General features: G+C 60.4%; 17 protein-coding genes and 2 pseudogenes. 11 read left to right on the top strand and 8 right to left on the bottom strand.

Annotated features, from left to right (window positions below):
* Window positions 1-5: 5 nt before the first annotated feature.
* The 9 genes from nadA to EN859_RS18910 all read left to right on the top strand — a co-directional run bounded on the left by nadA (window position 6) and on the right by EN859_RS18910 (window position 10,407).
* A complete protein-coding gene (gene nadA / locus EN859_RS18950) occupies window positions 6-980 on the top strand; it encodes a quinolinate synthase NadA (RefSeq protein ID WP_029354894.1) in 975 nt (324 codons plus the stop codon).
* Entirely contained in the window at window positions 977-2,518 is a 1,542-nt protein-coding gene (locus EN859_RS18945; RefSeq protein ID WP_029354892.1) for an L-aspartate oxidase, read from the top strand. The genes nadA and EN859_RS18945 overlap by 4 nt, the downstream gene beginning before the upstream one ends.
* A 1-nt stretch (window position 2,519) precedes the next feature.
* On the top strand, window positions 2,520-3,401 hold the full coding sequence (nadC, locus tag EN859_RS18940) for a carboxylating nicotinate-nucleotide diphosphorylase (protein WP_185928335.1): 882 nt from the start codon (window positions 2,520-2,522) through the stop codon (window positions 3,399-3,401).
* A gap of 207 nt (window positions 3,402-3,608) precedes the next feature.
* Entirely contained in the window at window positions 3,609-4,577 is a 969-nt protein-coding gene (gene bioB, locus EN859_RS18935; RefSeq protein WP_245456833.1) for a biotin synthase BioB, read from the top strand.
* Entirely contained in the window at window positions 4,574-5,713 is a 1,140-nt protein-coding gene (locus EN859_RS18930) for an 8-amino-7-oxononanoate synthase (protein ID WP_126089908.1), read from the top strand. The genes bioB and EN859_RS18930 overlap by 4 nt, the downstream gene beginning before the upstream one ends.
* On the top strand, window positions 5,710-6,345 hold the full coding sequence (bioD, locus tag EN859_RS18925) for a dethiobiotin synthase (RefSeq protein ID WP_126089909.1): 636 nt from the start codon (window positions 5,710-5,712) through the stop codon (window positions 6,343-6,345). The genes EN859_RS18930 and bioD overlap by 4 nt, the downstream gene beginning before the upstream one ends.
* Entirely contained in the window at window positions 6,345-7,610 is a 1,266-nt protein-coding gene (locus EN859_RS18920; protein WP_126089910.1) for an adenosylmethionine--8-amino-7-oxononanoate transaminase, read from the top strand. The genes bioD and EN859_RS18920 overlap by 1 nt, the downstream gene beginning before the upstream one ends.
* Window positions 7,607-8,590, top strand: a complete 984-nt coding sequence (locus EN859_RS18915) for a beta-ketoacyl-ACP synthase III (RefSeq protein WP_126089911.1) — start codon at window positions 7,607-7,609, stop codon at window positions 8,588-8,590. The genes EN859_RS18920 and EN859_RS18915 overlap by 4 nt, the downstream gene beginning before the upstream one ends.
* A gap of 173 nt (window positions 8,591-8,763) precedes the next feature.
* A complete protein-coding gene (locus tag EN859_RS18910) occupies window positions 8,764-10,407 on the top strand; it encodes an MFS transporter (RefSeq protein WP_029354881.1) in 1,644 nt (547 codons plus the stop codon).
* Window positions 10,408-10,638: 231 nt separating this feature from the next.
* On the opposite strand, the pseudogene hemN reads toward EN859_RS18910, so the two are convergent.
* Window positions 10,639-11,965, bottom strand: a pseudogene (gene hemN / locus EN859_RS18905) (oxygen-independent coproporphyrinogen III oxidase).
* 495 nt (window positions 11,966-12,460) lie between these two features.
* Window positions 12,461-12,817, bottom strand: coding sequence for a hypothetical protein (locus tag EN859_RS18900; protein ID WP_091595902.1), 357 nt, complete (start codon window positions 12,815-12,817; stop codon window positions 12,461-12,463).
* 682 nt (window positions 12,818-13,499) lie between these two features.
* Here EN859_RS18900 and EN859_RS18895 point away from each other — a divergent pair.
* Window positions 13,500-14,639, top strand: a complete 1,140-nt coding sequence (locus EN859_RS18895) for a porin (protein ID WP_126089912.1) — start codon at window positions 13,500-13,502, stop codon at window positions 14,637-14,639.
* Window positions 14,640-15,128: 489 nt separating this feature from the next.
* Here the strand turns inward: EN859_RS18895 and EN859_RS18890 are convergent, their stop codons facing one another.
* From EN859_RS18890 to EN859_RS18875, 4 genes are all read right to left on the bottom strand, one after another.
* Window positions 15,129-17,000, bottom strand: coding sequence for an acyltransferase family protein (locus EN859_RS18890; protein ID WP_126089913.1), 1,872 nt, complete (start codon window positions 16,998-17,000; stop codon window positions 15,129-15,131).
* Between the two features lie 84 nt (window positions 17,001-17,084).
* A complete protein-coding gene (locus tag EN859_RS18885) occupies window positions 17,085-17,645 on the bottom strand; it encodes a CpaD family pilus assembly lipoprotein (protein WP_236473720.1) in 561 nt (186 codons plus the stop codon).
* 12 nt (window positions 17,646-17,657) lie between these two features.
* Window positions 17,658-19,079 carry a type II and III secretion system protein family protein gene (locus EN859_RS18880; RefSeq protein WP_051695798.1) on the bottom strand — a complete coding sequence of 474 codons (1,422 nt, stop codon included), beginning with the start codon at window positions 19,077-19,079 and terminating at the stop codon, window positions 17,658-17,660.
* Window positions 19,080-19,150: 71 nt separating this feature from the next.
* A complete protein-coding gene (locus tag EN859_RS18875; RefSeq protein ID WP_029354874.1) occupies window positions 19,151-19,837 on the bottom strand; it encodes a response regulator transcription factor in 687 nt (228 codons plus the stop codon).
* A 309-nt stretch (window positions 19,838-20,146) separates the two neighbouring features.
* On the opposite strand from EN859_RS18875, the gene EN859_RS18870 reads away from it, so the two are divergent.
* Complete coding sequence (locus EN859_RS18870; RefSeq protein WP_126089914.1) at window positions 20,147-20,431, top strand: hypothetical protein; 285 nt, start codon at window positions 20,147-20,149, stop codon at window positions 20,429-20,431.
* Between the two features lie 398 nt (window positions 20,432-20,829).
* Here the strand turns inward: EN859_RS18870 and EN859_RS39310 are convergent, their stop codons facing one another.
* Together EN859_RS39310 and tdh are read right to left on the bottom strand one after the other, a co-directional pair.
* On the bottom strand, window positions 20,830-20,985 hold the full coding sequence (locus EN859_RS39310) for a hypothetical protein (protein WP_245464778.1): 156 nt from the start codon (window positions 20,983-20,985) through the stop codon (window positions 20,830-20,832).
* 530 nt (window positions 20,986-21,515) lie between these two features.
* Window positions 21,516-22,569 (bottom strand): annotated as a pseudogene (tdh, locus tag EN859_RS18860) (L-threonine 3-dehydrogenase).
* Window positions 22,570-22,575: the final 6 nt, after the last annotated feature.

Raw genomic sequence — 22,575 nt, 5'->3', positions numbered from 1 at the left:
CGTCAATGGCTGGGGCGTTACCTATGGCTGCGTCCCTGTATGAGCGTGTCCGGCGGGTGATCCCTCCCGTTGAATGGCTCGCGTTCGCCGGCGATATTGAAGCCATCTTAGCGCTGAAGCGTGAGCGCAATGCGGTGGTGCTGGCGCACAATTACCAGACGCCCGAAATTTTTCATTGCGTGGCAGACATCGTCGGCGACAGCCTGGCGTTGGCCCACAAGGCGGTGACGGTCGACGCCGACATCATCGTGGTTGCCGGCGTTCATTTCATGGCCGAGACGGCAAAACTGCTCAATCCGAACAAGACCGTGCTCATCCCGGATCTCAGCGCCGGCTGCTCGCTGGCCGAATCGATCACGGCAGACGACGTGCGGTTAATGCGGCTGCGGTATCCGGGGGTCCCCGTTGTTACTTACGTCAACACATCGGCCGCCGTAAAAGCGGAGTCCGACATCTGCTGCACGTCCGGCAACGCGAAGGCGGTGGTGGAATCGCTTGGCGTGGCGCGTGTGCTGATGCTGCCGGACGAATATCTGGCGAGGAACGTGGCAGCCGATACAGACGTCGAGATCATCGCCTGGAAAGGCCATTGCGAGGTGCATGAGCGCTTCACCGCAGCAGACATTCGGGAACTGCGCGATGCCCATCCAGGCGTCATCGTGCTGGCCCATCCAGAATGCCCACCAGACGTTGTCGCGGAGGCGGAGTTCTCCGGCTCGACCGCAGCGATGTCGGATTATGTCGAGCGGGAGAAACCGACGCGTGTCGTCCTTCTGACCGAATGTTCGATGAGCGACAACGTCGCGGTCGCGCATCCCGACGTCGAGTTCGTTCGCCCATGCAACCTGTGCCCGCACATGAAGCGCATCAACCTGGCCAACATTCGCGCCGCGCTCGAGCAGAACCGGCATGAGGTCCGGATTGATCCGGAAATTGCCGGCCCCGCCCGCCGCGCGGTCGAGCGCATGCTTTCCCTATGAGCCTGGAGGTTCGCGACATCGCCGGGGCGCCGGTCGTCATCGGCGGCGGCATTGCCGGCCTGATGACGGCGCTTCATCTGGCGCCGGAACCGGTCGTGCTTTTGACCAACGCGCCGCTTGGAACCGGAGCCTGCAGTGAGCTTGCCCAGGGCGGTCTTGCGGCAAGTCTCGGCGGCGACGACGGCCCGGATTTTCACCTTTGCGACACGATAGCTGCCGGCGACGGACTCTGCGACGAGGCCACGGTGCGGCGAGTGGTCCGAGCTGCACCCGAAGCGATTAGGACGATCCAAAGGTTCGGCGTCGCCTTCGACCAGCACCCTGACCGCGCGTTGCGACTTGGGCTCGAGGCGGCACACTCGCGACGGCGGATTGTGCATGCAGCCGGCGACGCCACCGGTCGCGAGTTGGTGCGCGTGCTCATCGCCGCGGTTCGGCGTACAGCCTCGATCACCACTATCGAAAATGTGGAGGTCCGCCGGCTGGTCGTGCAGGACGGGTCGGTCATCGCCGTGGTCGCCGCAGGACGAGCCGGCGCGCTCGCTCTGCCCACGCGTCGCGCGGTGCTGGCGACCGGCGGCGTCGGCGGGCTGTTTTGCGATACGACAAACCCCGCTGGCTCATGGGGTCACGGGCTGGCGCTCGCCGCATGGGCGGGGGCGGAACTCGCCGACTTGGAATTCATACAGTTCCATCCAACTGCGCTCGACGGTCCGCGCCGGCCGATGCCGCTGGTGAGCGAAGCCGTGCGTGGCGAAGGCGCGGTGCTCATCGATGAGCGAGGAGAGCGCTTCCTCGCTGACACACCTGGCGGTGAACTTGCGCCTCGCGACGTCGTCGCGCGCGCCATTTGGCACCAGCTTGCCGTTGGACGCCGCGTATTCCTGGATGCACGGCAAAGTCTCGGCCCGAGATTTGGCAAGCGTTTTCCAGGCATCGCCGAATTGTGCCGGAGCGCAGGGGTCGACCCCGCGACCGACCCGATCCCGGTGCGCCCGGCGGCACATTATCACATGGGCGGCGTCGCCGTAGACAGCGCCGGCCGCAGCTCCATCGAGGGATTGTGGGCCTGCGGTGAGGTCGCCTGTACCGGCCTGCACGGCGCCAACCGCCTGGCCAGCAACTCGCTCACCGAAGCGGCGGTCACCGCGAGCTGGGTTGCCGAAAGCGTTGCCGGCACGTCGTATACCCGGCGACCGCGCAGATGCTCCACATTCGTCCCTCCACGACCAGACGCTTCCGCGGTCCGCCCAATTGTCTCCGCCGCCCTGGGTATCATCCGCGACGGCGAGGCAATGCGCGAAGCGGTGGCGACCCTGCTGCCGATCGCAGCTGACAATGTCGCTGCCTCTGGTCCGGCTTTGGTCTCACTGATGATCGCCGTGGCGGCCCTGGGGCGGGAAGAGAGTCGAGGCGCGCACTGTCGGTCCGATTTCCCGCTCCACGATGCCGACGCGCGCCCATCACGGCTGACACTGCACAGCGCAATGCGGGCCGCGGCCGCACTCGATTGCCGGGCTACCATACGGAGCACCTGATATGATTTCATTCTCCCCCCTCCCCGCGACCCTGATCGAACCGATTGTGCGCGGTGCGCTCCTCGAAGACCTGGGCAGATGCGGCGACCTGACCAGCGATGCGGTTATCCCGCATGATTGCACTGCCACGTTGGTGCTCAAATCGAGGCAGGCGGGCGTCGTTGCCGGGCTCGATCTGGTCTCGTACGCCTTCCTGCTCGTGGAACCCGCGATCAACATCCAGATCTGGCGCCCTGATGGCAGCGATGTCGGGGCCGGGGAAACCATTGCAAAATTGTCCGGACCCGCGCGAGGCCTGCTCACGGCCGAACGCACTGCCCTCAATTTCTTATGCCGGCTGAGCGGCATTGCCACTGCCACAGCGGCGATGGTTGAGGCCGTGCGCGGTCACAAGGCGAGGATCGTATCGACGCGAAAGACGACGCCCGGCCTGCGGGTATTGGAAAAATACGCCGTGCGCGTCGGCGGCGGTGCCAATCACCGCTTCGGCCTCGATGACGGCGTGCTCATAAAGGACAACCACATCGCGATCGCCGGCGATATCCGCACAGCAATAGAGCGGGCGCGCGCCGCCGCAGGGCATATGGTGAAGGTCGAGGTTGAGGTCGACACGCTGAAGCAGCTCGATGCAGCGCTCGCGATTGGTGTTGACGCGGTGCTGCTCGACAATATGTCGGTCGAGGATCTTGCCCGCGCGGTTTCTATAGTGGGTGGCCGTACGATCACCGAGGCTTCCGGTCGGGTGACGCCGAAAACGGCGGCGGCGATTGCGGCGACCGGTGTCGATCTCATCTCCATGGGATGGCTGACGCACAGCGCCCCGATCCTCGACATCGGCCTGGACATGCCGGACCACCAGAACATCTGCAAGCATTTGAACTGAGGATTACGGCATGAGGAGCAACATCAGCTCGGCAGGCGTAGGAAGGCGGTGGGAAGACGTGCCGCAGCTCGCCTTTTAGCGAGTGCGCTCCAAAGCCAAGTCGGACCGGGCTTGCCGGTCGACAGACTCCTGAAGGCGTACCGGACTAGCAACAAAGGTTTGACGATGACGGTTGGAATGAACTCGGAGTTCGACGTGAACCAGACCATGCAATCGGTCGATGGAACGCCTCCGCGATGGAACCGCAAAGAGGCTGAGGCCATCTACGGCATGCCATTCAACGATCTGCTGTTCCTAGCTCAGACGATCCACCGCCAGAACTTCGATCGAAACCGAGTGCAGCTGTCGCGGCTCCTTAGCATCAAGACCGGCGGCTGCCCCGAAGATTGCGGCTATTGCAGCCAGTCTGCGCATTACGAAACCGGGGTGAAGGCGTCGAAGCTGATGAACGTCAAGCATGTCATCGACGAAGCGGCCAAGGCGCGTGATGGCGGCGCAACGCGCTATTGCATGGGCGCGGCGTGGCGAAGTCCCAAGGAGCGCGACATGGACGTCGTGGTCGCCATGATCGAGGGCGTCAAGGCGCTCGGCATGGAGACCTGCATGACACTCGGCATGCTCGATCTTGAGCAAGCTGCTCGCCTGAAGCAGGCCGGTCTCGACTACTATAACCACAACATCGATACCTCTGAGGGCTACTATGGCGAGGTTATTTCAACCAGGACTTTTGCCGACCGGCTGGAAACGCTTGGGCACGTGCGCGCGGTTGGGATGAAAGTCTGCTGCGGCGGCATCGTCGGGATGGGAGAAGAAAAGACCGATCGCATCGACATGCTGGTCACGCTGGCGAACCTGCCCGAGCCGCCGGAAAGCGTGCCGATCAACATGCTTATTCCCATCGAAGGCACGCCGCTTGCCGCGGCCGACGCCATCGATCCGATCGATTTCGTCCGCATCGTTGCGCTCGCGCGGGTGATGATGCCGAAATCCTGTGTAAGGCTGTCCGCCGGCAGGACGGCGATGAGCGACGAAACGCAGGCGTTGTGCTTCTTTGCCGGCGCTAACTCGATCTTTGTCGGCGACACGCTGCTGACGGCGGACAATCCCGGCGAGGACAAGGATAGCCTTCTGTTCCAGCGTCTCGGCATCGAGCCGATGGAACTCGCCACGCAATGAACGAGGCAATTCTTGCCCGCTATGACGCATCCTTGCGCGGACTGGCGCGCAAGGACCGGTTGCGGACGCTCGCACCGCGCGCCGGTCTCGACTTCTCGTCGAACGATTATCTCGGACTTGCCGCCTCCAAAAGACTTGGCGAAGCGGTTGCGGCGGCGATTGCGCGGGGCACGCCGGTTGGCGCCACCGGGTCGCGGCTGTTGCGCGGCAACGCACCGGAACATGAGCAACTGGAGGCGGACGCCGCGGCATTCTTCGGCGCCGACCGTGCGCTGTTCTTTGGCAGCGGCTACATCGCCAACTTCGCCCTGTTGACCGCGCTGCCGCAGAAAGGCGACCTGCTGGTCCTCGACGAACTCGCCCATGCCAGCATGCATGAGGGCGCGCAGGCCGGGCGCGCCGAGTTCAAGCTGGCCGCGCACAACGACGTCGACGCTGTCGAGGACGCAATCACCCGCTGGCGCGCCGAAGGCGGCATGGGGCGCGTGTGGATCGCCGTCGAAAGCCTTTACAGCATGGATGGCGACCGCGCGCCGATGGAGAGCCTGGTCGCGATGGCCGATCGGCACCAGGCATTCATCGTCGTCGATGAAGCGCATGCCACCGGCATCTGGGGACCGGACGGCCGGGGACTGGCCGCCGCGTGCCAAGGCCGCGACAACATCGTCACGCTCCACTCATGCGGCAAGGCGCTCGGCGCATCCGGTGCACTCGTCACCGGGCCGAGGACACTGTGCGATTATCTCGTCAATCGGTGCCGGCCGTTCATCTACGCCACCGCGCCCTCGCCGCTGATGGCGGTCGCGGCGCGCGAAGCGCTGACTATTCTGTCCGACGAGCCCATGCGCCGCGCTCAGCTGCAGGAACGCGTTGCCTGCGCCGGCCGCCAATTGGCCGAGCGCTGCGGCGTCGTACCCAGCGGCTCGCAGATCCAGCCATTTGTCATCGGCGACGTTGGGCGCACCATGGCGGTGGCGGCGGCCCTGCAGGCACGCGGCTTCGACATACGCGGCATACGTCCGCCGACGGTGCCCGAGGGCACATCGCGCCTGCGCATTTCGCTGACGCTCAACGTCGACGAGACCGACATTTCCGCCATGGTCGAGGCTCTCGTCGAGGTGTTGGCCACAGCATGACCAAACGCATCGTCGTCACCGGAACAGACACCGGAATTGGCAAGACAGTATTTTCGGCCGGGCTCGCCGGCCTGCTCGACGGCTTCTACTGGAAGCCGGTGCAATCGGGCCTCGACGAGGAGACTGACAGCGAGGTCGTTGCCCGGCTTTCCGGCTTGCCCGACGGACGCGTGCTGCCCGAAGTCTATCGACTGGCGATGCCGCTGTCGCCGCATCGATCAGCCGAAATCGACGGCGTCGCGATCGAGGCCGACGATCTTTCATTTCCGGTCCTGCCGACACCGCTCGTCATCGAAGGCGCCGGCGGGCTGATGGTGCCGCTCAATCGACAGACAAGGTTCATTGACATATTCGAACAATGGCGGCTGCCGGTCATACTGTGCGCCCGCACCGCGCTCGGCACCATCAATCATACGCTGTTGTCGATCGAGGCCCTGAGAGCCCGCTCCATCCCGCTCATCGGCATTGCCTTCATGGGCGAAGAGGTGGCCGATACGCAAAGGACAATCGTGGAATTCGGCGGCGTGCCGCAGCTCGGCAGGCTGCCGCACCTCGGTCCGCTGACGGGTGAAACGTTGAGAGATGCAATGATTTCCGGCTTCGACCTGGCCATGATTGCCGGAGGCGACTGATGGCGCAGTCTCGAGTCTGGCATCCGTTCACGCAGCACGCGCTAGAGCCCTCGATCCCTGAAATCGTGCTGACTGAAGGCGCCTATCTCCACAAGGCCGACGGCTCCCGCATCCTGGATGCGATTTCTTCCTGGTGGGTCGTCACTCATGGCCACCGCCACCCCCGCATCATGAAGGCCATCGAGACGACCGCGTCGAGCCTCGACCAGATCATCTTCGCGGGCTTCACCCACGAGCCGGCCGAGCGCCTGGCCGAGGCGCTTGTCGGCCTCGCACCCGCCGGCCTCGACCGGGTGTTCTATTCCGACAGTGGCTCGACCTCAATCGAAGTCGCGCTGAAGATGGCGCTCGGCTATTTCCGCAACATCGGCGCGCCGCGTTCGCGCATCGTCGTCATGGAGCACGGCTATCATGGCGACACGATCGGGGCGATGAGCGTCGGCGCCCGTGGCGTGTTCAACGCCGCCTACGAGCCCTTGCTGTTCGAGGTCGACACCATCCCCTTCCCGGCCGCCGGGCGCGAGCAGGAAACGCTGGATCGGTTCGAGGCACTCTCCCGCGACCGGCGCGCCGCCGCGCTGATCGTCGAGCCGCTCGTGCTCGGCGCCGGCGGCATGCTCATGTATCCGGCCTGGGTTCTGACCGAATTGAAGAGGATCACTGAGGCCGCCGGCACGCTGTTGATCGCCGATGAAGTGATGACCGGCTGGGGGCGCACCGGAACCATGTTCGCCTGCGAACAGGCGTCCGTCTCGCCGGACATCCTGTGCACCTCGAAAGGTCTGACCGGTGGTACCATCCCGCTGGCCGCCACGATCGCCACCGATGCCATCTTCCAGGCTCACTATTCCGAGGATCGCAAGAAGACGTTTTTCCATTCGAGCTCCTACACCGCCAATCCGATTGCATGCGCGGCGGCACTTGCCAATGTCGAGATCTGGCACGACGAGCCGGTGGCCGAGCGGATCGCGGCCTCGAGCGCGATGCAGGCCGCTGGCCTCCAGCGCTTTCGCGACAACCCCCGCTTCACCGATTGCCGGGCAACCGGCACCATCGCGGCACTCGACCTACGCACCGGCTCAGCCGGTTATCTGGCCGAGATCGGGCCAAAACTGCGCGCTTTTTTTCTTGAGCGCGGCCTGCTCGTGCGCCCGCTCGGCAATGTCCTGTACCTTCTGCCGCCCTATTGCATTACCGGCAACGAGTTGGATGGGCTCTATGACGCCATCGAGGAGGCCGGCGAACGCTTCGGCTCAAAGCCATGAGCCGATCATCGCGCATTCTCGGGTTTGGCCATCATGCGCCCGCGCGCAAGGTGGAGAATCCGGAAATCGAAGATCGTCTCGGGCTTGAACCCGGCTGGATCGAGCAGCGCACCGGGATACGGTCGCGCTTCTGGGCAGCGGACGAAGACACGCTGTCGGCCCTTGCCGCGCACGCCGGCGACATGGCGCTGACCAATGCCGGTATCGACCGCGGCGACATCGGCCTACTGTTGCTCGCTACCTCCACACCCGATCATCTTCTGCCGCCAAGCGCGCCCCTGGTCGCACATCGGCTGGGACTAGGTCGCGCCGGCGCGATCGACCTGACCGGCGCCTGCGCCGGCTTCATCTATGCGCTGATGTTCGCCGACGGGTTCACCCGCCTGCACGGCAAAGCGAGCCTTGTCATCGCCGCCAACATCCTCAGCCGCCGCATCAATTCGGCCGAGCGCGCCAGCGCCGTGCTGTTTGCCGATGCCGCCGGCGCCGTGGTGATCGGCCCGTGCGAAGACACTGACCGGGGCATTCTTGGTGCTTCGGTGGATTCCGACGGTTCGGGCTACGGGCTGATCCAGATTCCCGCCGGCGGAAGCAACACGCCGTTCCATGGCGACCTCGACCTCGCGCAGACACGGATGACGATCACTGACGGCCGTGAAGTATTCAGCAAGGCCGTGGAGATGATGACCGCCTGCTCGAGAGATGCGCTCACTGCTGCCCGACTGAGGCCGCAAGACCTCGATCGTTTCGTGCCGCATCAGGCCAATGCTCGCATTTTCGACGCGGTCGGCAGGAACCTCGGCATCACAGATCACTCGATGGTCAAGACGATCGCCGAATATGGCAACTCTTCCGCCGCGACGATCCCGCTCTCATTGTCGCTCGCCCATCGGGCGCAGCCGTTTCGGCCTGGCGAGAAAGTCCTCTTGGCGGCAGCGGGTGCGGGTCTCAGCGGCGGCGCGCTTGTCGTGGGAATTTAGCAAAGCAACGCTTGCGCATAGGACTGCTCATTGAATGAGACTATGAGAATGGCTCAATACGTAAATAGTCGCCGGCAAGCTCCATAGAGCTGGTTCCGTGCGGTGCTCCGCGATGTCTAAGTACCGAACCGCTTGCTCAAATCGCAGCGCTCATCGAAGGCCAGCAAAACCTCATGCAGAGCGAAAATCCTCAACCGCCCGTTTCAAAGACGCTGGCTCCATTTCGAAACAAGGTGTTTCGCTCAATTTGGACGGCCACCCAGATTTCCAGCCTGGGTTGGCTAGTGCAAACGGTCGCCATCAGTTGGCTTATGGCAACGATTTCTGCGTCCGACCTTATGGTTGCACTCGTCCAGGCCGCATCTACATTGCCGGTGTTCTTCCTCTCAGTTTTCGCCGGAGCCATTGCCGACAACTTCAGCCGCCGGTGGGTGATGTTTGCGGGACACTGCCTGATAGCATCGGCGTCGATGACGCTGATGATTTCTGTGGGTCTGGGATTTGTCAGTCCTTGGCTGATTCTCGGGTTAGGTTTCCTGGCCGGCTGCGGCTTTGCCTTGAATGATCCGGCCTGGCACGCTTCGGTCGGCGATATCCTTCACAAACGCGACATTCCGGCCGCAGTGACGCTTATGTCCGTCGGATACAACATTGTGCGCAGCGTTGGTCCGGCCTTAGGGGGCGTGATCCTGGCCGTCTTTGGGCCGCTGGCCGCTTTCGCCTTGGCTGCGGTGAGTGATCTGGCGCCTATAAGCGCGATATGGCGCACCAAATGGGAGGTCCGCTCTTCGCCTCTCCCTCGTGAGAGAATGACGACGGCAATTCATGACGGAGTGCGCTTTACGGCGATGTCTTTGGAGATCAGGGCAGCGACCGCCCGAGCAGCTCTTTTCGGATTGGCAAGCATCTCCATTCTGGCGTTGCTCCCTCTCGTCGTCCGGGATCAGTTGAAGAGTGGGCCAATTGTCTACGGTATCTTATTGGCCGGCTTCGGCATGGGTGCTTTCATCGCGGGCATGGGCAACGGCTTCTTGAGGAAGGTCACGTCTCAAAACAGGCTGGTGGCCTTCGCCTCTGTGGCTTGTGCAGTCTGTTGCCTCTCCCTTGCCCTGACATCGTCGGTTCCTGTGGCGGCCATTTCGCTGGCGCTCGGCGGAGCGGGTTGGCTTATCACCTGGACGGGCATTGACGTGTCGGTGCAGTTGGCAAGCCCAAGGTGGGTTGTAGGCCGCACGCTCTCCATTTACTACGCCTTGAGCGCAGGCGGTATGGCTGCTGGCAGCTGGATCTGGGGTTCTGTCGCGCAAAACTATTCCTTGACCTCAGCATTGGAGGGCGCCGCGGGCGCTCTGTTGCTGGTTGCAGCAGCGGGGATCGTGTTGCCGGTCCGTCCCTGGGAAGAAACGGATCAAGAAAGTTCAGTTTTTCATCCGCCGGACGTGGCTCTCGATCTGAAACCCAGAAGTGGCCCTATCGTGGCCAAGGTCGAGTATTTGATATCGGAGGAAAATATCGAGGCCTTTCTGGGCTACATGCGCACGCGGCGACACGTCCAGAGCCGTGCCGGTGCACGAAACTGGACGCTCCAGCGAAATCTGCAAACACCGTCACTTTGGACGGAGACATTCCGCACCCCCACCTGGATGGACTTTCTCCGCCTAAATCATCGACTCACCGCAGCAGATAAGGAAGTCGGCCAGCATCTCCTGTCACTGCATGAAGGAGAGGTGCCTCCGCAGACAGTGCTTTCGATTGAACGAACGACCGAGGCAATTCGTACCCGTACCTCGACAATCTTTTCTCGTCCTCCAAGATGACGCCATCAAGCTGCTATCCAGGGACAGGGTGGATCACCGGTGCTTTGCAGAGCACAGCCTCACACCGAGAGCAGCGTGCTCCGAGTTGTGCGATCGAGCGCACCCAGGCGAGATGATGATGAACGCGGCGTCAAGTGGAAGTCCCCTGCATGCGCTTGCGGAGTCTTCTGCGAGAGCCCATGCCGACGAGCGCCAAACAAGGTCTGATGCCTTCGGAGTCGTGGCCTCAACTCATCGATTCGCGAGAAAAGCATCGAATGCAGCAGCAACGGCGCGAACAACAAAGCGGTGCTCCGGCCGCACGCGGATGAAGCCGTTTTCGACGTCCACGATCCCCTCCTCAGCCAGCGTCACCAAACGCTCAACTGAATCGAGAAAACGAGCTGGTTCGATTTCGTGGGCGGCACAGATGGTCGGCACGTCGGCCTCCAAATCGCACATCAGTCGCTCGATGATTGCTGCGCGCACCCGGTCATCGTCGGTCAGACGGTGGCCCTTTGATGTCGCCAGACGTCCACTTGCGATGTGCCGGGCGTAAGAATCCCGTGTTACTTCGTTCTGAACGTACCCCTCGCCGACTCGGCCAATAGCCGACGCGCCGAAGCCGATCACGGTTTTGCAAGTATCGGCCGAGTATCCCAGCGAATTACGCCGCAGGCGCCCGGTCTTCTGCGCTAGCGCGAGTTCGTCGTCCGGCAGAGCGAAATGATCGAGCCCGATCTCCCGGTAGCCGACGCCAACCAGTGTCTCGGCGACAGCTGCAGCCTGTTCGGCGCGAACATCGCCGTCCGGTAGACCTGCCTGCTCGATTAGGCGCTGATTCTTTATCACGGAAGGAATATGCGCGTAGCCGAACACCGCAAACCGGTTGGGGCGCATGGCGACCGCAGCCATCGCGGTCTGGATGCAGGACTGCACAGTCTGTTTCGGGAGACCGAAGATGAGATCGAAGTTGATATGGCCAACGCCATGCCGGCGGAGATTTTCGACGGCAGCGGCCGTCTGCACCTTACTCTGGATCCGATTGATCGCCTTTTGCACATCGGGATCAAAGCTCTGCACGCCGATGCTCGCGCGGTTGACACCGGTAGCTGCCAAGGCTTCGGCCATTTCCGGTGTGAACGTTCGGGGATCGACTCCACGGCGATCGCAGCAGTTTTGCTGAAAGCGAAGTGGCGTGTAGAAATTCCATCAGCGCTAAGTGCTCGGCTGGCCCGATAAGGTGAGGCGTTCCGCCGCCGAAATGCACATCGCTCACCGGCAGCCCTTGCCGCGCTTGCTCCGACACCAAACTGATCTCCTGACGCAGCACCGCCAAATAATTAAGGATCGGGCCGTTGCGACGGGTGACCGCGGTAGGGAAGCCGCAATACCAGCACATGGATCGGCGAAACGGAATGTGGAAATAGAGCGACACCGATTCGTCGGCCGGGAGGCCCCTCAGCCATTCCTCATAATCGTCAGCACCAACCGCCGCAGAGAAGTCTGGCACAGTCGGATAGATGGTATACCAAGGCGGCCGGGGGTCCCGGTACTTTGTCAGGATTGAGGTGTGCAAGGAGCTGTCGTCCCACGTCGCTGATCCATCATTGTTTCGTTGCGCGCTCGTCCTGTCTCTGACCTAAGTCAGTGCGTCCCGCTTTCTCCGCGTTTTCAAGGCGGAGGCGGCGATGTCGCAGTCTCGCTTGGACAGGACGGTATCAACCGAGCGCGCGTGCCATGGTCCGCCTGAGGTGATGGTGCGGTGCCGCATTCAACGTTTGAGTACGTGACGCCGATGCAGTGTGCTTGAGGCGTCTGCGGAAGAACTTTGCAATGCGAAATTCATGTCCGACGCCAAACGTCGCAACGCACCTGTCAAGCCTCGTTCAGACGCCATCCAGGTCCAGCCAGCGGCCTTCCCTGCCGGCCGAAAAACCATACCGGCTTTAGCCACCGAGACGCTCTAAAGCTGACGTCCGCTCATTTGATGAAAGGAAGGCGCCGCTAGGGGGTGCACAAGGCTCCCCAGCTTGACGTCGCTTCGAGCGATGAGCGGCGGTGTGGCTTGTCGTCAAGCGCCGGGCAGCGTGCCCCCTACCGATATCCCGAAAAGATCGACCAAGATCGCCATCCCGACGCCACACGCGGTCTGGATGAGGCCGACCATGAAAATGCGATTGGCGCGTTCGTAGATGGGGCGGCGCAAGGAACTCATGTCGAGCAGCATGGACAGCGCTCTCATCTGCAGTGCGATGCCGAGCAGGATCGGCACTACGGCGAACAGATCGTAGAGTTGCCATGGCAAGGGGTTCGCCGCCCAATGAGTGAGGAAGCCGAGCGAAAAGGCAAGCAGGATACCCACGGCAGTGATTGTGCCGTTGCGGAAAATGGTCTCGATCAGTTCTTCCTTCGGATCGTGCTCGTCCAAGCGGCTTCCTTTCGTTGCTCTTTCCGTCGAGACTAAGTTCTCGAGAATGCTGTTCATCGCCAATTACTCGAGGCGAGCCGTAGGCAACCGTTTCAGGGTGCGATCCCTTCTCGCTATCGGCCGCGCAATGTACCTGCACGGCGAACTTACAGCGGCGAAAAGGTGCTTCGGCCACCATGCGACACATCGGACGTGGACGCCCTCTGTTCCTGGCGCAGCCCTTGCGGACCGCACGCGCGCAGTAATCCTTCTCGGTAGCGCATGAAGCGGCCTCCGTTGCGGTCAGACGGGAAGCCGTCGCTGTTAAACGAGACTGTCACATATCGAACATGGCGAACCGTGTCGCACATTGCTTTTCGCAGTGACCCTCAAAAAAAGTGATTCCAGCGAGACGAAGGCGCGTCGGCCCAATTTTGGTGTCGGCCGCATCTACGCTTCAGGTTGGCATGTCGCTTGCTGCTCTATTCCGAGGCTGCAGCGGTCTGACCGGAGTGTTTCACATATAAACGATAATGAATCTCCTAGCAGAAAACACTATTCTAAGTACATGTGGCTTCTACGCTGGATAACCTCCCATGTCAAGCGCTTTTACGTCCACAAATTGGAGACAACACGCACAAAATTTAGAGTAAAGCTTTCTCTTACGCCTCTATCCTTTTTATTCCTTCATGGAGATCTAGACATGTACATCAAGAATCGTCTTCTCGGCTTAACTGCTCTGATCGCCGCCTCCGTCGTTCGAGCAGCTGGCGCCGAGCGGGAACCGGCCGAGTACATCAAGATCTGCGACGTCCTCGGCTCGGGGTATTTCTATATTCCCAACACCGACACCTGCCTGCGCATCGGCGGCTATGTCCGTTATGATATCGGCCTGGGTGATGTCCGATCCTATGACAGCGCAAGAACCTCGGATGTGAGAACTGGCGAGGACCAAGGCACTTGGCGAAACAACACACGCTTCACGTTCAAAACTTGGAGCGGCCAGCAGACCGAGCTCGGCGCGTTGACGACCTATACCGAAACCCACGTGAATTTTGGCAATAGCGCTAACTCGCGTGACAGTCCTCAGAACTATGATTTCAACAGCGGCCTCGCACTGGCTTCTGCCTGGGTCGAGCTGGGGGGCCTGCGAGTTGGCAAGGACGGGTCGGCCTTCGATACGTTTGTAAGCTACGCTGGCAACGTTCTCGATAGTATGCTCGTTCGGTCGGCCGGCTTCGACACCAACGTGGCTCAGTACTACTTCGACGCCGGCAACGGCATTTCGACCGTGATTTCGCTCGAACAAGGATCGGGCTCAGCCGGTACTATCGACAGCTATATTCCGCACGTTGTCGCCGGCTTGAAATACACGCAAGGCTGGGGCTCGATCACCGGCGTCGCGGCTTATGACAGCAACTACGAAGCTTTGGCCGGCAAGATCCGTGTCGACGTCGCTGTCACAAACCAGCTGTCGCTGTTTGGACTGTTCGGCTACGGTTCCAATGGCAGTCTCAACGAGGACTCAAACGGCGCAATCGCCAATCATGTGCGCGGCTCGTACAAAATCTGGAACGGCCAGTGGGCTTTCTGGGCGGGCGCCACCTACGAGTTTGACGAGAAAACTTCGTTCAACTTTCAGGTCTCGAGTGATCAGCTCAAGAATTCTGGTTTGGCTGCAAACGTCGTCTATATGGTCGTTCCTGGCTTCACGGTCACAGCCGAGGTCGATTACGACCACTACGGCAACTTTGGCGTCGGCCCTGCCGACCCTACCACCGTCAAGGGCACGAGCAAGCCGAACAGCGTCGGCGGCATTCTCCGCTTCCAACGCTCATTTTGAAATCTCTCCAGCCGCGAGCATCTCTGGCAAAGGCACTTGCCTCGACAACGCACGCATAGAGAGCTTCTTTCGCCATCCTTGAAGTCTGCATCGACCGTCCACGGCCCATCGTACCAACTTGAGACTGAAAGGGGTGAGCCCTGTGTAATACAGCCTAGCCCTTGACCTGCCCAATGAACCGGCCAGGGGTGGTCAGTTCAAATTCGGGGCCGTTTAGAGGGCAGTGTGAGGCCGTGTCAGGTAAGTGCCACTGCTATGTCGGGACCGCGACACGCCTGTCGCTGTGGATGGCTGGAATTGCCCTTCGCGGCGCCATTCATTCTCTCAACATTTACGTGATAATGCACGCTTAGTCCGATCCGCGTGGCAGCACCCATCCTAGGTCGCTATCGGGTGGCCTTAAACCTGAACAGCTCCATCGTCGCGGCTGCTGCCGAAGCAGGAGCAATCACAGGGACCCGCACTGGTGCTTGTCAGCCGTCTGACCCGCTACTTCGTCTTAGGAAGAGCATTGTCTTTGCCAAAAGCCGGCCAGTATTTCGAGATTGCCAGTGTGGCGCCGGCTGAAGAGAAATGACCATAGTCGAAATACATAAACTCTCCTCTGTCGGAATAGGGGCAGCGTCCTGCGCTGCACAGGAATTTCAGCGGATCGATGAATGTGGCGCCTTTGGTAAATGAGCGCACACGTTCGTTGATGCCGGGGTCCATCGCCATCGGCCAGGACGTATCGTCCAGATTTTGGCGCTTGGCGAAGAACGCAATTTTCCGGACGTCAGTTGGGAACTGCGGAGACTGGCCGATGACAAACACGCGCACGCCCAGGGCACGAAGCGTATCGATTGTTTGCTGAAGACCGTCGAAGCCTCTGACCTCATAGTCACTCCATTTACCGCTGAGGATAACCGTCTTGATGTCCGCTTCCAAGATGATGTCCAAGGCCTTGCGATTGAACCGGACACAATCAAGACGAGCGTAAGAGTAGTAAGAGAGTATCGGTGGGCAGCCGGCGTACGTATATTCCACGATGTTCGCCTGCAACCGATTTATGTTAGCACCCAGGCCGGAAACATAGTGCGCGGCGAAGGAGTCGCCCCACAAAAAAACCGTTGTTGGAAAACCGCGAGTGCGCGTGCAATCCTCCATATTCCAGCTTTCGATCCGGCTGGTGCCCTCGTTGAAACAGATGCCATTCCTCCAGTCCCCGACGGAAATGCGCCGCTGGACATAGTCCGGAAACCGTTGCGGAAAGCCGTTGCCGAGCGCCCCCGCCGCTCCGCCGGCACAAAGAACAACGATCGCGAGCGCTGAAAAGGCGAAGATAGGCCCCGGGGCGGTGAAGGCCCTCTTCTGTCGAAACGGCTGCTCTACAAACTTCCAGGAGAATGCAGCCAATGCGAGGCTTGCTACCAACATCGCACCGGTCATCAAAGGATCGAGTTTTTGGAACGAAAGATAATGCGCGAACGCATTGAGCGGCCAGTGAACAAGATACAAAGAATACGAGATGAGCCCAATCCAGACCAGCGGCCGGATTTCGAGCATGCGGCTGGCGACCGTCGAGGGGGAATTTTGGCCAACATAGATCAGAAGGGCCGTTCCGATGCATGGATACAAGGCGTTGTAGCCTGGGAACGGGTCGCTCTCCGAAAGCGCGAAGAACCCGATGGCGAGAAGGCCAAATCCGGCCAACCCCACCGACTCCATCAGGAATCTGTTGCCCAACGGCGGGGGGCGTTTGAGCATGAGCAGGGCGCCCAACATGAGTTCCCAGATTCGGGTCGGCAGCAGATAGAATCCGGCGGTGGGCGCCAGCGATGTCGCCATCACCGCCATTACGAAGCTGCAGAGAATTATCGGAAGAAGTGTCGTCAGCCAGCGCTTCCCGATGTAGCGATAGATTAGGAACATCAGGATTGGGGCGAAGATGTAGTACTGCTCCTCTACGGAAAGCGACCAGGTGTGCAACAGTGGTCGAAGCGCGGCATCGATCGAGAAGTAACTTGACGTTTTCCAGAAAAAAACGTTCGACCAGAAGGTCGAGGCAGCTATGATGCTAAGACCGAATTCGCGCAGATCCGATGGCAGAAGAATGAACAATGCGGCAATGCAGGTGAGAAGCATCACAAAGACGAGAGCCGGCAGAATGCGCCGGGCACGGCGCCAGTAGAAGTTGACGATCGAAAATTGGCCGCGTTCAAGGTCATCCAAGAGGCTTCCGCTGATCAGGTAGCCGGAGATGACGAAGAAGATATCGACCCCGCTAAAGCCACCCGGGATCGCCGAAATTCCGAAATGAAAGAGTACGACCGGAAGTACAGCAACAGCCCTAAGGCCCGCGATATCGCGCCTATATTGCATCCAGCGGTTCCTTTGATTTTAGATCAGGACGAGATTGGAAGCTTTCAATCTCCGGTAGGAGTGCTGCCAAGATAAGGGCCGGTATCAGCCACCTTTATCCGTCCCGAATGTTCTGTAAGTGGCAACTGGTACAGAAGCACGATCGCCATCGCCGGACTTGACGGCCTGATTGTCGAGCAGATCGCGCGGATCGTTGACCATCACGGCCAGGTTAAATCCTGTCGAACAACCAAGCGGCTGTTTGAAGGATTCTTCATTGGGTAAGGCACCATATGAGGGACAGACCGGCGGACGGGCGTGATAGACAATCGCCTCAATTCGCACTGAGCCGGCGTCGTGTTGATCGAGCAATTGAATGTTGTCTGCTTCGATTGCCAACTGCCTGGCCTGATGGGCTACCCCTGCGCTGAGCTGGGGCGAACCGCTGATGAGGAGGTGGAGGGCATCGAATCGGCCGCGACTGGCCTTGTTTAGGAAATCACGCAAACGCTGCCGTTCGGAAGCGCGCAGGCTTTGCAACGTCAGGAGGGTGGTCTCCTCTCGGACAAGCATTGATGCCGATGGTTCGACATCAACTGGCGTAGTGCTTGTGCAGCCACTTACGCTTGGTGCCAGAGCGACAAAGAGGACTATAAAACGCAACATCATTGGACGACACTATTCGATGATGAAGCCGAGACCGCCCTGGGCGCTTGGCGCGCCCGCACGGATAGCAGCGCGGTCTCGCGGGGGACTTGCCACGGAATTCGTCGGAGCGCCCCCTCCGTTCAAAGCCGGTGCCGCCCGCTCCGTAGGTGCGCTCATCTGGTTTGGGTTGGAGCCTGGTCTTACAATGTAAGGCGTAACTAGAATGACCAGTTCTGACTCCTCTTTTTGAAACGAGGACGAGCGAAAAAGCGGTCCCAGGATCGGCATTTCTCCGAGCCAGGGAAAGGCCCTGACATCATTGTTGACGTTCCGCCTGATTAGACCGCCGATTGCGAAGCTCTGCCCACTGGCGAGTTCGACGACCGTATCGGCTCGGCGCGTGGAAACTGCCGGCACGGAAATTCCGTTGATTTGCACGGCACCTTGCGTCGACAGTTCACTGACTTCGGGCGTTACGTGAATGTTGATTTGATTGTTGCTGAGAACTGTCGGCACAAATTCCAGACTGACGCCGAAGTGACGGAATTCAACCGATACCTGCCTGTTTTCCTGCAGGACAGGAATGGGAAATTCGCCGCCAGCTAGAAAGCTGGCTTTTTCACCCGACATAGCGGTGAGGTTCGGCTCAGCCAGGACGGAAGCTATATGCTCCTTGGCGAGCGCGTCGAGAACCGCGCTGACGTTGACGACACCGTTGTCGAATCCGATTTCTGCTGTACCGCCACCCTGGGTTGAACCAGATCCAGCGCTTGCACCGCTTCCGCTTAGAACGCCCACTTTGAAATTGCCGATTTGACCGAAGGCGGACAGGTTGACGCCAAGTGACTTCATGGCGCTGCGTGAGACTTCGGCTACGCGCACGCTGAGGTTAACTTGCAGGGATCCAGCGACCTTGATGTTGTTGACGACTTGCGCTCCGTCGCCCAGATATTGCTCAGTGACTCTTTTTGCGGTGTCGGCGACCTCTGCGTCGGGCGCCGTCCCGCTAAGGATTGCGCCGCGCGGCGTATAGTTGACGCGGATGGGATAGTCGCCGACCTGCTCCCGCAACATGGCGCGTAAATCCCCGATCGGTTGCGTGACAACGATACGCAATTCGGCGAGAGGCTCGCCGTTGCCGTCCAAGGCGAATAGGCTGGTCCGCCCCGATTTCTTGCCAAAGACGAAGATTGTTTTGCTCGATGGTGCCTGAAAATCCGCGATCGTCGGGTCAGCAACAAAGATGGTCGTGGCTGGCGCGGGCAGATGAACGGTCTCCCCGAGCGAAGAGGAAAGGGTCAGCGTGGCATTGATGCTATTCGAAGCCGCACGCGGCGCGCCTTTGTCCTGCTTGTTTTGCGCCGCGACACCAAGTGGGAAAGTCACAATAAGCGCGCAGAGGAGATGGCCCAGGTAACGGGGCACTGCAGGTCTCGGAACCTTGATGGCGATCGCCCGCCAATTGAGCGCAGGGCAAGGATGTTGAAGGATCAGCAAAATAGATCTTCTTTCGATTCGACAAACTATGCGGATGACGCGTCAGTCAATTCTAGAATGTAGCCAATGCCACGGATGGTCTTGATCCGTGGCGTTGCACCTGATCTGGTCAGATGTCCACGTAAACGATAGATTCCGACTTCAAGCGCGTTGGCAGACACGTCGTCGTTGAACGAATAGAGGTGATCTTCCAACTGCGCACGGGGCACGATGCGGCCTGCCCGGTTAAGCAGATGCTCTAGAATACAGAGTTCGCGACGTGCGATCATCATTGGGTGCCCAGCAACGAAAACCTGCCGGGCGACCGGATCGAAGTTGAGATTGCCAAATACGAGCCTCAGGTCGGTCATCTGTGACGCCCGGCGCAGAATGGCTCTCATTCTGGCGATAAGCTCATCGGTAGAGACGGGTTTGAGCAGAAAGTCGTCCGCACCACCGTTGAAGATCGCAATTCGCTTATCGAGATCGTTAAGGCTGCTCATAATGACGGCAGGAACTGAATGCCCGTGGGTCCTCAACTGCCTCAGCCAACCCAAGCCATCGCCATCTGGCAGAGCCAATTCCAGCAGGAGAATTTCGTAGCTGGCGCAAGAAAATGCACTCGAGGCCAGTTCCAGAGTACCAACGACATCAACGACGAAGCCGCCATCCCCGAGCGCAAGTCGCATGGCGCGCGCAAGATCCGCATGATGATCCACGAGCAGCGTTCGCATTTCATCTCCTATCGAAGAGAGACGCGTCACCGGCGGCCATCTGATCGGAGCACACGGCGCGCAACTCGTCGCATCTCTCGGAACAGGTCCGAGTTGGAGGGACATGCAAGTCGCTCGGTGGCAATAGGCGCGGGTGAGGACCAACTGACGGGCTCAAATACGCCGGTCGGCGAACCCACGACGCCAGCAACCCGCGTGCGATTTCTCGTTGCATCATCTCTCCTACGTGCAGCCCCTGCGCTCGCAAGGCAGCGTCGCGGCCCAGAGCCCGATTCCCACAGAGGGTAGGGTTAGCTTTCGAGAAACTGATTGAACAAATCGATTATTTGGATCGAATGCATCCACGGTATGGATGCAGCGCCGCATCTTCAACGACTGCGGCTTCCTGATGGATTGTTGTGTCTGTCGTGCTATGCTATTTTCGCTGTCCTTCAAGGCTGGCGAGTCTGGTGGAACCTGCGCGTCATTGGCTGTGGTAGCTTGATGCTCAAAAATGGAGCGCCCCGCGGAAAGCCGCTCTCAGATTTCCAAAAAGCCTTGCTGGTCCAAAAGAGCACTTCGCGTCTCGACACCAAAATGGGCGAGGAAAACTGACGTCTGACAGGGATGTGTATGCAACAGCCGATTTGCGGCACCAGGAAACGACCGCGTTCAGGCTGGAGATCGACGACCAACGGCTCCTCGATTTCCGCATTCAGGCCACGACGATCGACCGCTTTCCAAGCTCTTCCTGTGCGGGCGGATGCCGGCAAACAGCAGCACAGGGTCAGGGAAACCGCGAGCGGGCCTGCTTGATCGCCATGATCACATTGCCGCTGTTGCGCGTGCGGACCGGAATGCATTCGGTCCAGCCGGTGGCAATTTCGGTCAGCACCATCGTCTGCACGAAGCTCCCCGACCAAGACGTGCCCGAATGCGCTCAACAAAGCCGGGCGGCGGATCTTTCCAATCGCCGAAGGTGCGGGCTTGCACCGAGCGGCGAACTGCCGAACTCATTCCTGCCCGGCGGCGCTGGCCGCCGCGAGCGACGATGCGGACCTCAGCCGCTCCGAAGCCTCCCACAACACGATGAGCGCCTCGCGGGCATCGCTGCCGTAACAGCGGCTGCGGCTCTTGCCCGCAGACGGCCTCTGCTCACGACGGTTCATAAGACGGATCGCGCGCGCTTGCGATAATAGCCGATTACCGCCCCGAACTCATTCAGAATGCGCCGCTTGTCAACGCCGCGATAACGCTCCACGATCGCCGCTTCAGTTCCGACCGTGTCGCCATGCTGAGCCGCGCCATACTTCCCCCGAACCGGAATGGCACGACCTGTCCAATGCGGCTCGTTGCCTTCCTTAATTCGCTGACCGGAAAGGTACCGGAAGTCGTCTAACGCATCTTACCCGCTGAAACGGCGGCAACACCTCGACCTCAATCGCAGATCTTAGGAAATAGACGATCGCGTGGGGGCCTGTGAGCATCCGTTCACCGGGTTTCCGTCATCGGCTGAGGCGAATTGCCACCATCGACCGTTATCGGATGGGCCGCGATACGTCGCCGTATCATGATTAGGGGGCGCACCTAGCGGAGCCATAGCTCTCCACCCAGCCATGTTCCCCTCGTTGGAAGATGTCCGGCGGACCAGAGGGGTGCTGTCCCGTCAGCTTTTCCTGAAGAGCGGCCAAGGCAATCCCTACCAATCCATCACCACCTTCCCCGAATTGCCGCTCTTCATCGCCTCGAAACCGTCGAGGTAGTCATCGACCCCGATGCGGTGTGTGATCAGGCCCGATACGTCGAGAGGACCCTGCACCAGCGCGATCATCTTGTACCAGGTCTCGAACATCTCGCGGCCGTAGATGCCCTTGAGATGCAGCATCTTGAAGATGACCTTGTTCCAGTCGATCTCGAAGCCGGTCGGCGCAATGCCCAGAATGGCGATCTTGCCGCCATTGTTCATGGTATCGATCATGTCGCGGAAGGCGGGGGCTGCGCCCGACATTTCGAGGCCGACGTCAAACCCCTCGGTCATGCCGAGCGCCGGCATGACGTCGCGCAGCTTTTCCTTCGAGGCGTCGACGACATGCTGGACGCCGAGCTTTTTCGCCAGTGCCAGCCGCACCGGGTTGATGTCGGTGATGACCACTTTTCGCGCGCCGACGCACTGCGCCACCAGCGCACCCATGATGCCGATCGGCCCGGCGCCAGTCACCAGCACGTCCTCGCCGACCAGATCGAAGGACAGTGCGGTGTGAACGGCATTGCCCAAGGGATCGAAGATTGCGGCGATCTCGTCGGGCACATCGTCGGGAATCGGCACGACATTGTGCTGCGGGATCGCCAGATACTCGCCGAAGGCGCCCGGCCGGTTGACGCCGACGCCGAGTGTGTTGCGGCACAGATGCCCTCGCCCGGCGCGACAGTTGCGGCAATGGCCGCAGACGATGTGGCCTTCGCCCGATACACGCTGGCCGACCTTGTATTCGGTGACCGCTGCGCCGAAATCGGCAACGGTGCCGACGAATTCATGGCCCGTCACCATCTTCATGGCCCGTCACCATCGGCACCGGCACCGTCTTCTGCGCCCACTGGTCCCAATTGTAGATGTGCACGTCGGTGCCGCAGATCGCCGTCTTCTTGATCTTGATCAGCACGTCGTTGGGGCCGATTTCCGGCACCGGCACCTCTTCCATCCAGATGCCCGGTTCGGCCTTGGCCTTCACAAGCGCCTTCATCATGTTCGACATCAGGAT

It is taken from the genome of Mesorhizobium sp. M00.F.Ca.ET.216.01.1.1, assembly GCF_004010325.2.
Lineage (GTDB): Bacteria > Pseudomonadota > Alphaproteobacteria > Rhizobiales > Rhizobiaceae > Mesorhizobium.
This window is presented reverse-complemented; position numbering and strand designations above follow the sequence as displayed.

What these genes read in the sequence shown, in the direction of transcription:
- nadA (WP_029354894.1), top strand. Translation starts at nt 6, where the DNA reads ATGGCTGGGGCGTTACCTATGGCTGCGTCCCTGTATGAGCGTGTCCGG.
- EN859_RS18945 (WP_029354892.1), top strand. Translation starts at nt 977, where the DNA reads ATGAGCCTGGAGGTTCGCGACATCGCCGGGGCGCCGGTCGTCATCGGC.
- nadC (WP_185928335.1), top strand. Translation starts at nt 2,520, where the DNA reads ATGATTTCATTCTCCCCCCTCCCCGCGACCCTGATCGAACCGATTGTG.
- bioB (WP_245456833.1), top strand. Translation starts at nt 3,609, where the DNA reads ATGCAATCGGTCGATGGAACGCCTCCGCGATGGAACCGCAAAGAGGCT.
- EN859_RS18930 (WP_126089908.1), top strand. Translation starts at nt 4,574, where the DNA reads ATGAACGAGGCAATTCTTGCCCGCTATGACGCATCCTTGCGCGGACTG.
- bioD (WP_126089909.1), top strand. Translation starts at nt 5,710, where the DNA reads ATGACCAAACGCATCGTCGTCACCGGAACAGACACCGGAATTGGCAAG.
- EN859_RS18920 (WP_126089910.1), top strand. Translation starts at nt 6,345, where the DNA reads ATGGCGCAGTCTCGAGTCTGGCATCCGTTCACGCAGCACGCGCTAGAG.
- EN859_RS18915 (WP_126089911.1), top strand. Translation starts at nt 7,607, where the DNA reads ATGAGCCGATCATCGCGCATTCTCGGGTTTGGCCATCATGCGCCCGCG.
- EN859_RS18910 (WP_029354881.1), top strand. Translation starts at nt 8,764, where the DNA reads ATGCAGAGCGAAAATCCTCAACCGCCCGTTTCAAAGACGCTGGCTCCA.
- EN859_RS18895 (WP_126089912.1), top strand. Translation starts at nt 13,500, where the DNA reads ATGTACATCAAGAATCGTCTTCTCGGCTTAACTGCTCTGATCGCCGCC.
- EN859_RS18890 (WP_126089913.1), bottom strand. Translation starts at nt 17,000, where the DNA reads ATGCAATATAGGCGCGATATCGCGGGCCTTAGGGCTGTTGCTGTACTT.
- EN859_RS18885 (WP_236473720.1), bottom strand. Translation starts at nt 17,645, where the DNA reads ATGTTGCGTTTTATAGTCCTCTTTGTCGCTCTGGCACCAAGCGTAAGT.
- EN859_RS18875 (WP_029354874.1), bottom strand. Translation starts at nt 19,837, where the DNA reads ATGCGAACGCTGCTCGTGGATCATCATGCGGATCTTGCGCGCGCCATG.
- EN859_RS39310 (WP_245464778.1), bottom strand. Translation starts at nt 20,985, where the DNA reads ATGAACCGTCGTGAGCAGAGGCCGTCTGCGGGCAAGAGCCGCAGCCGC.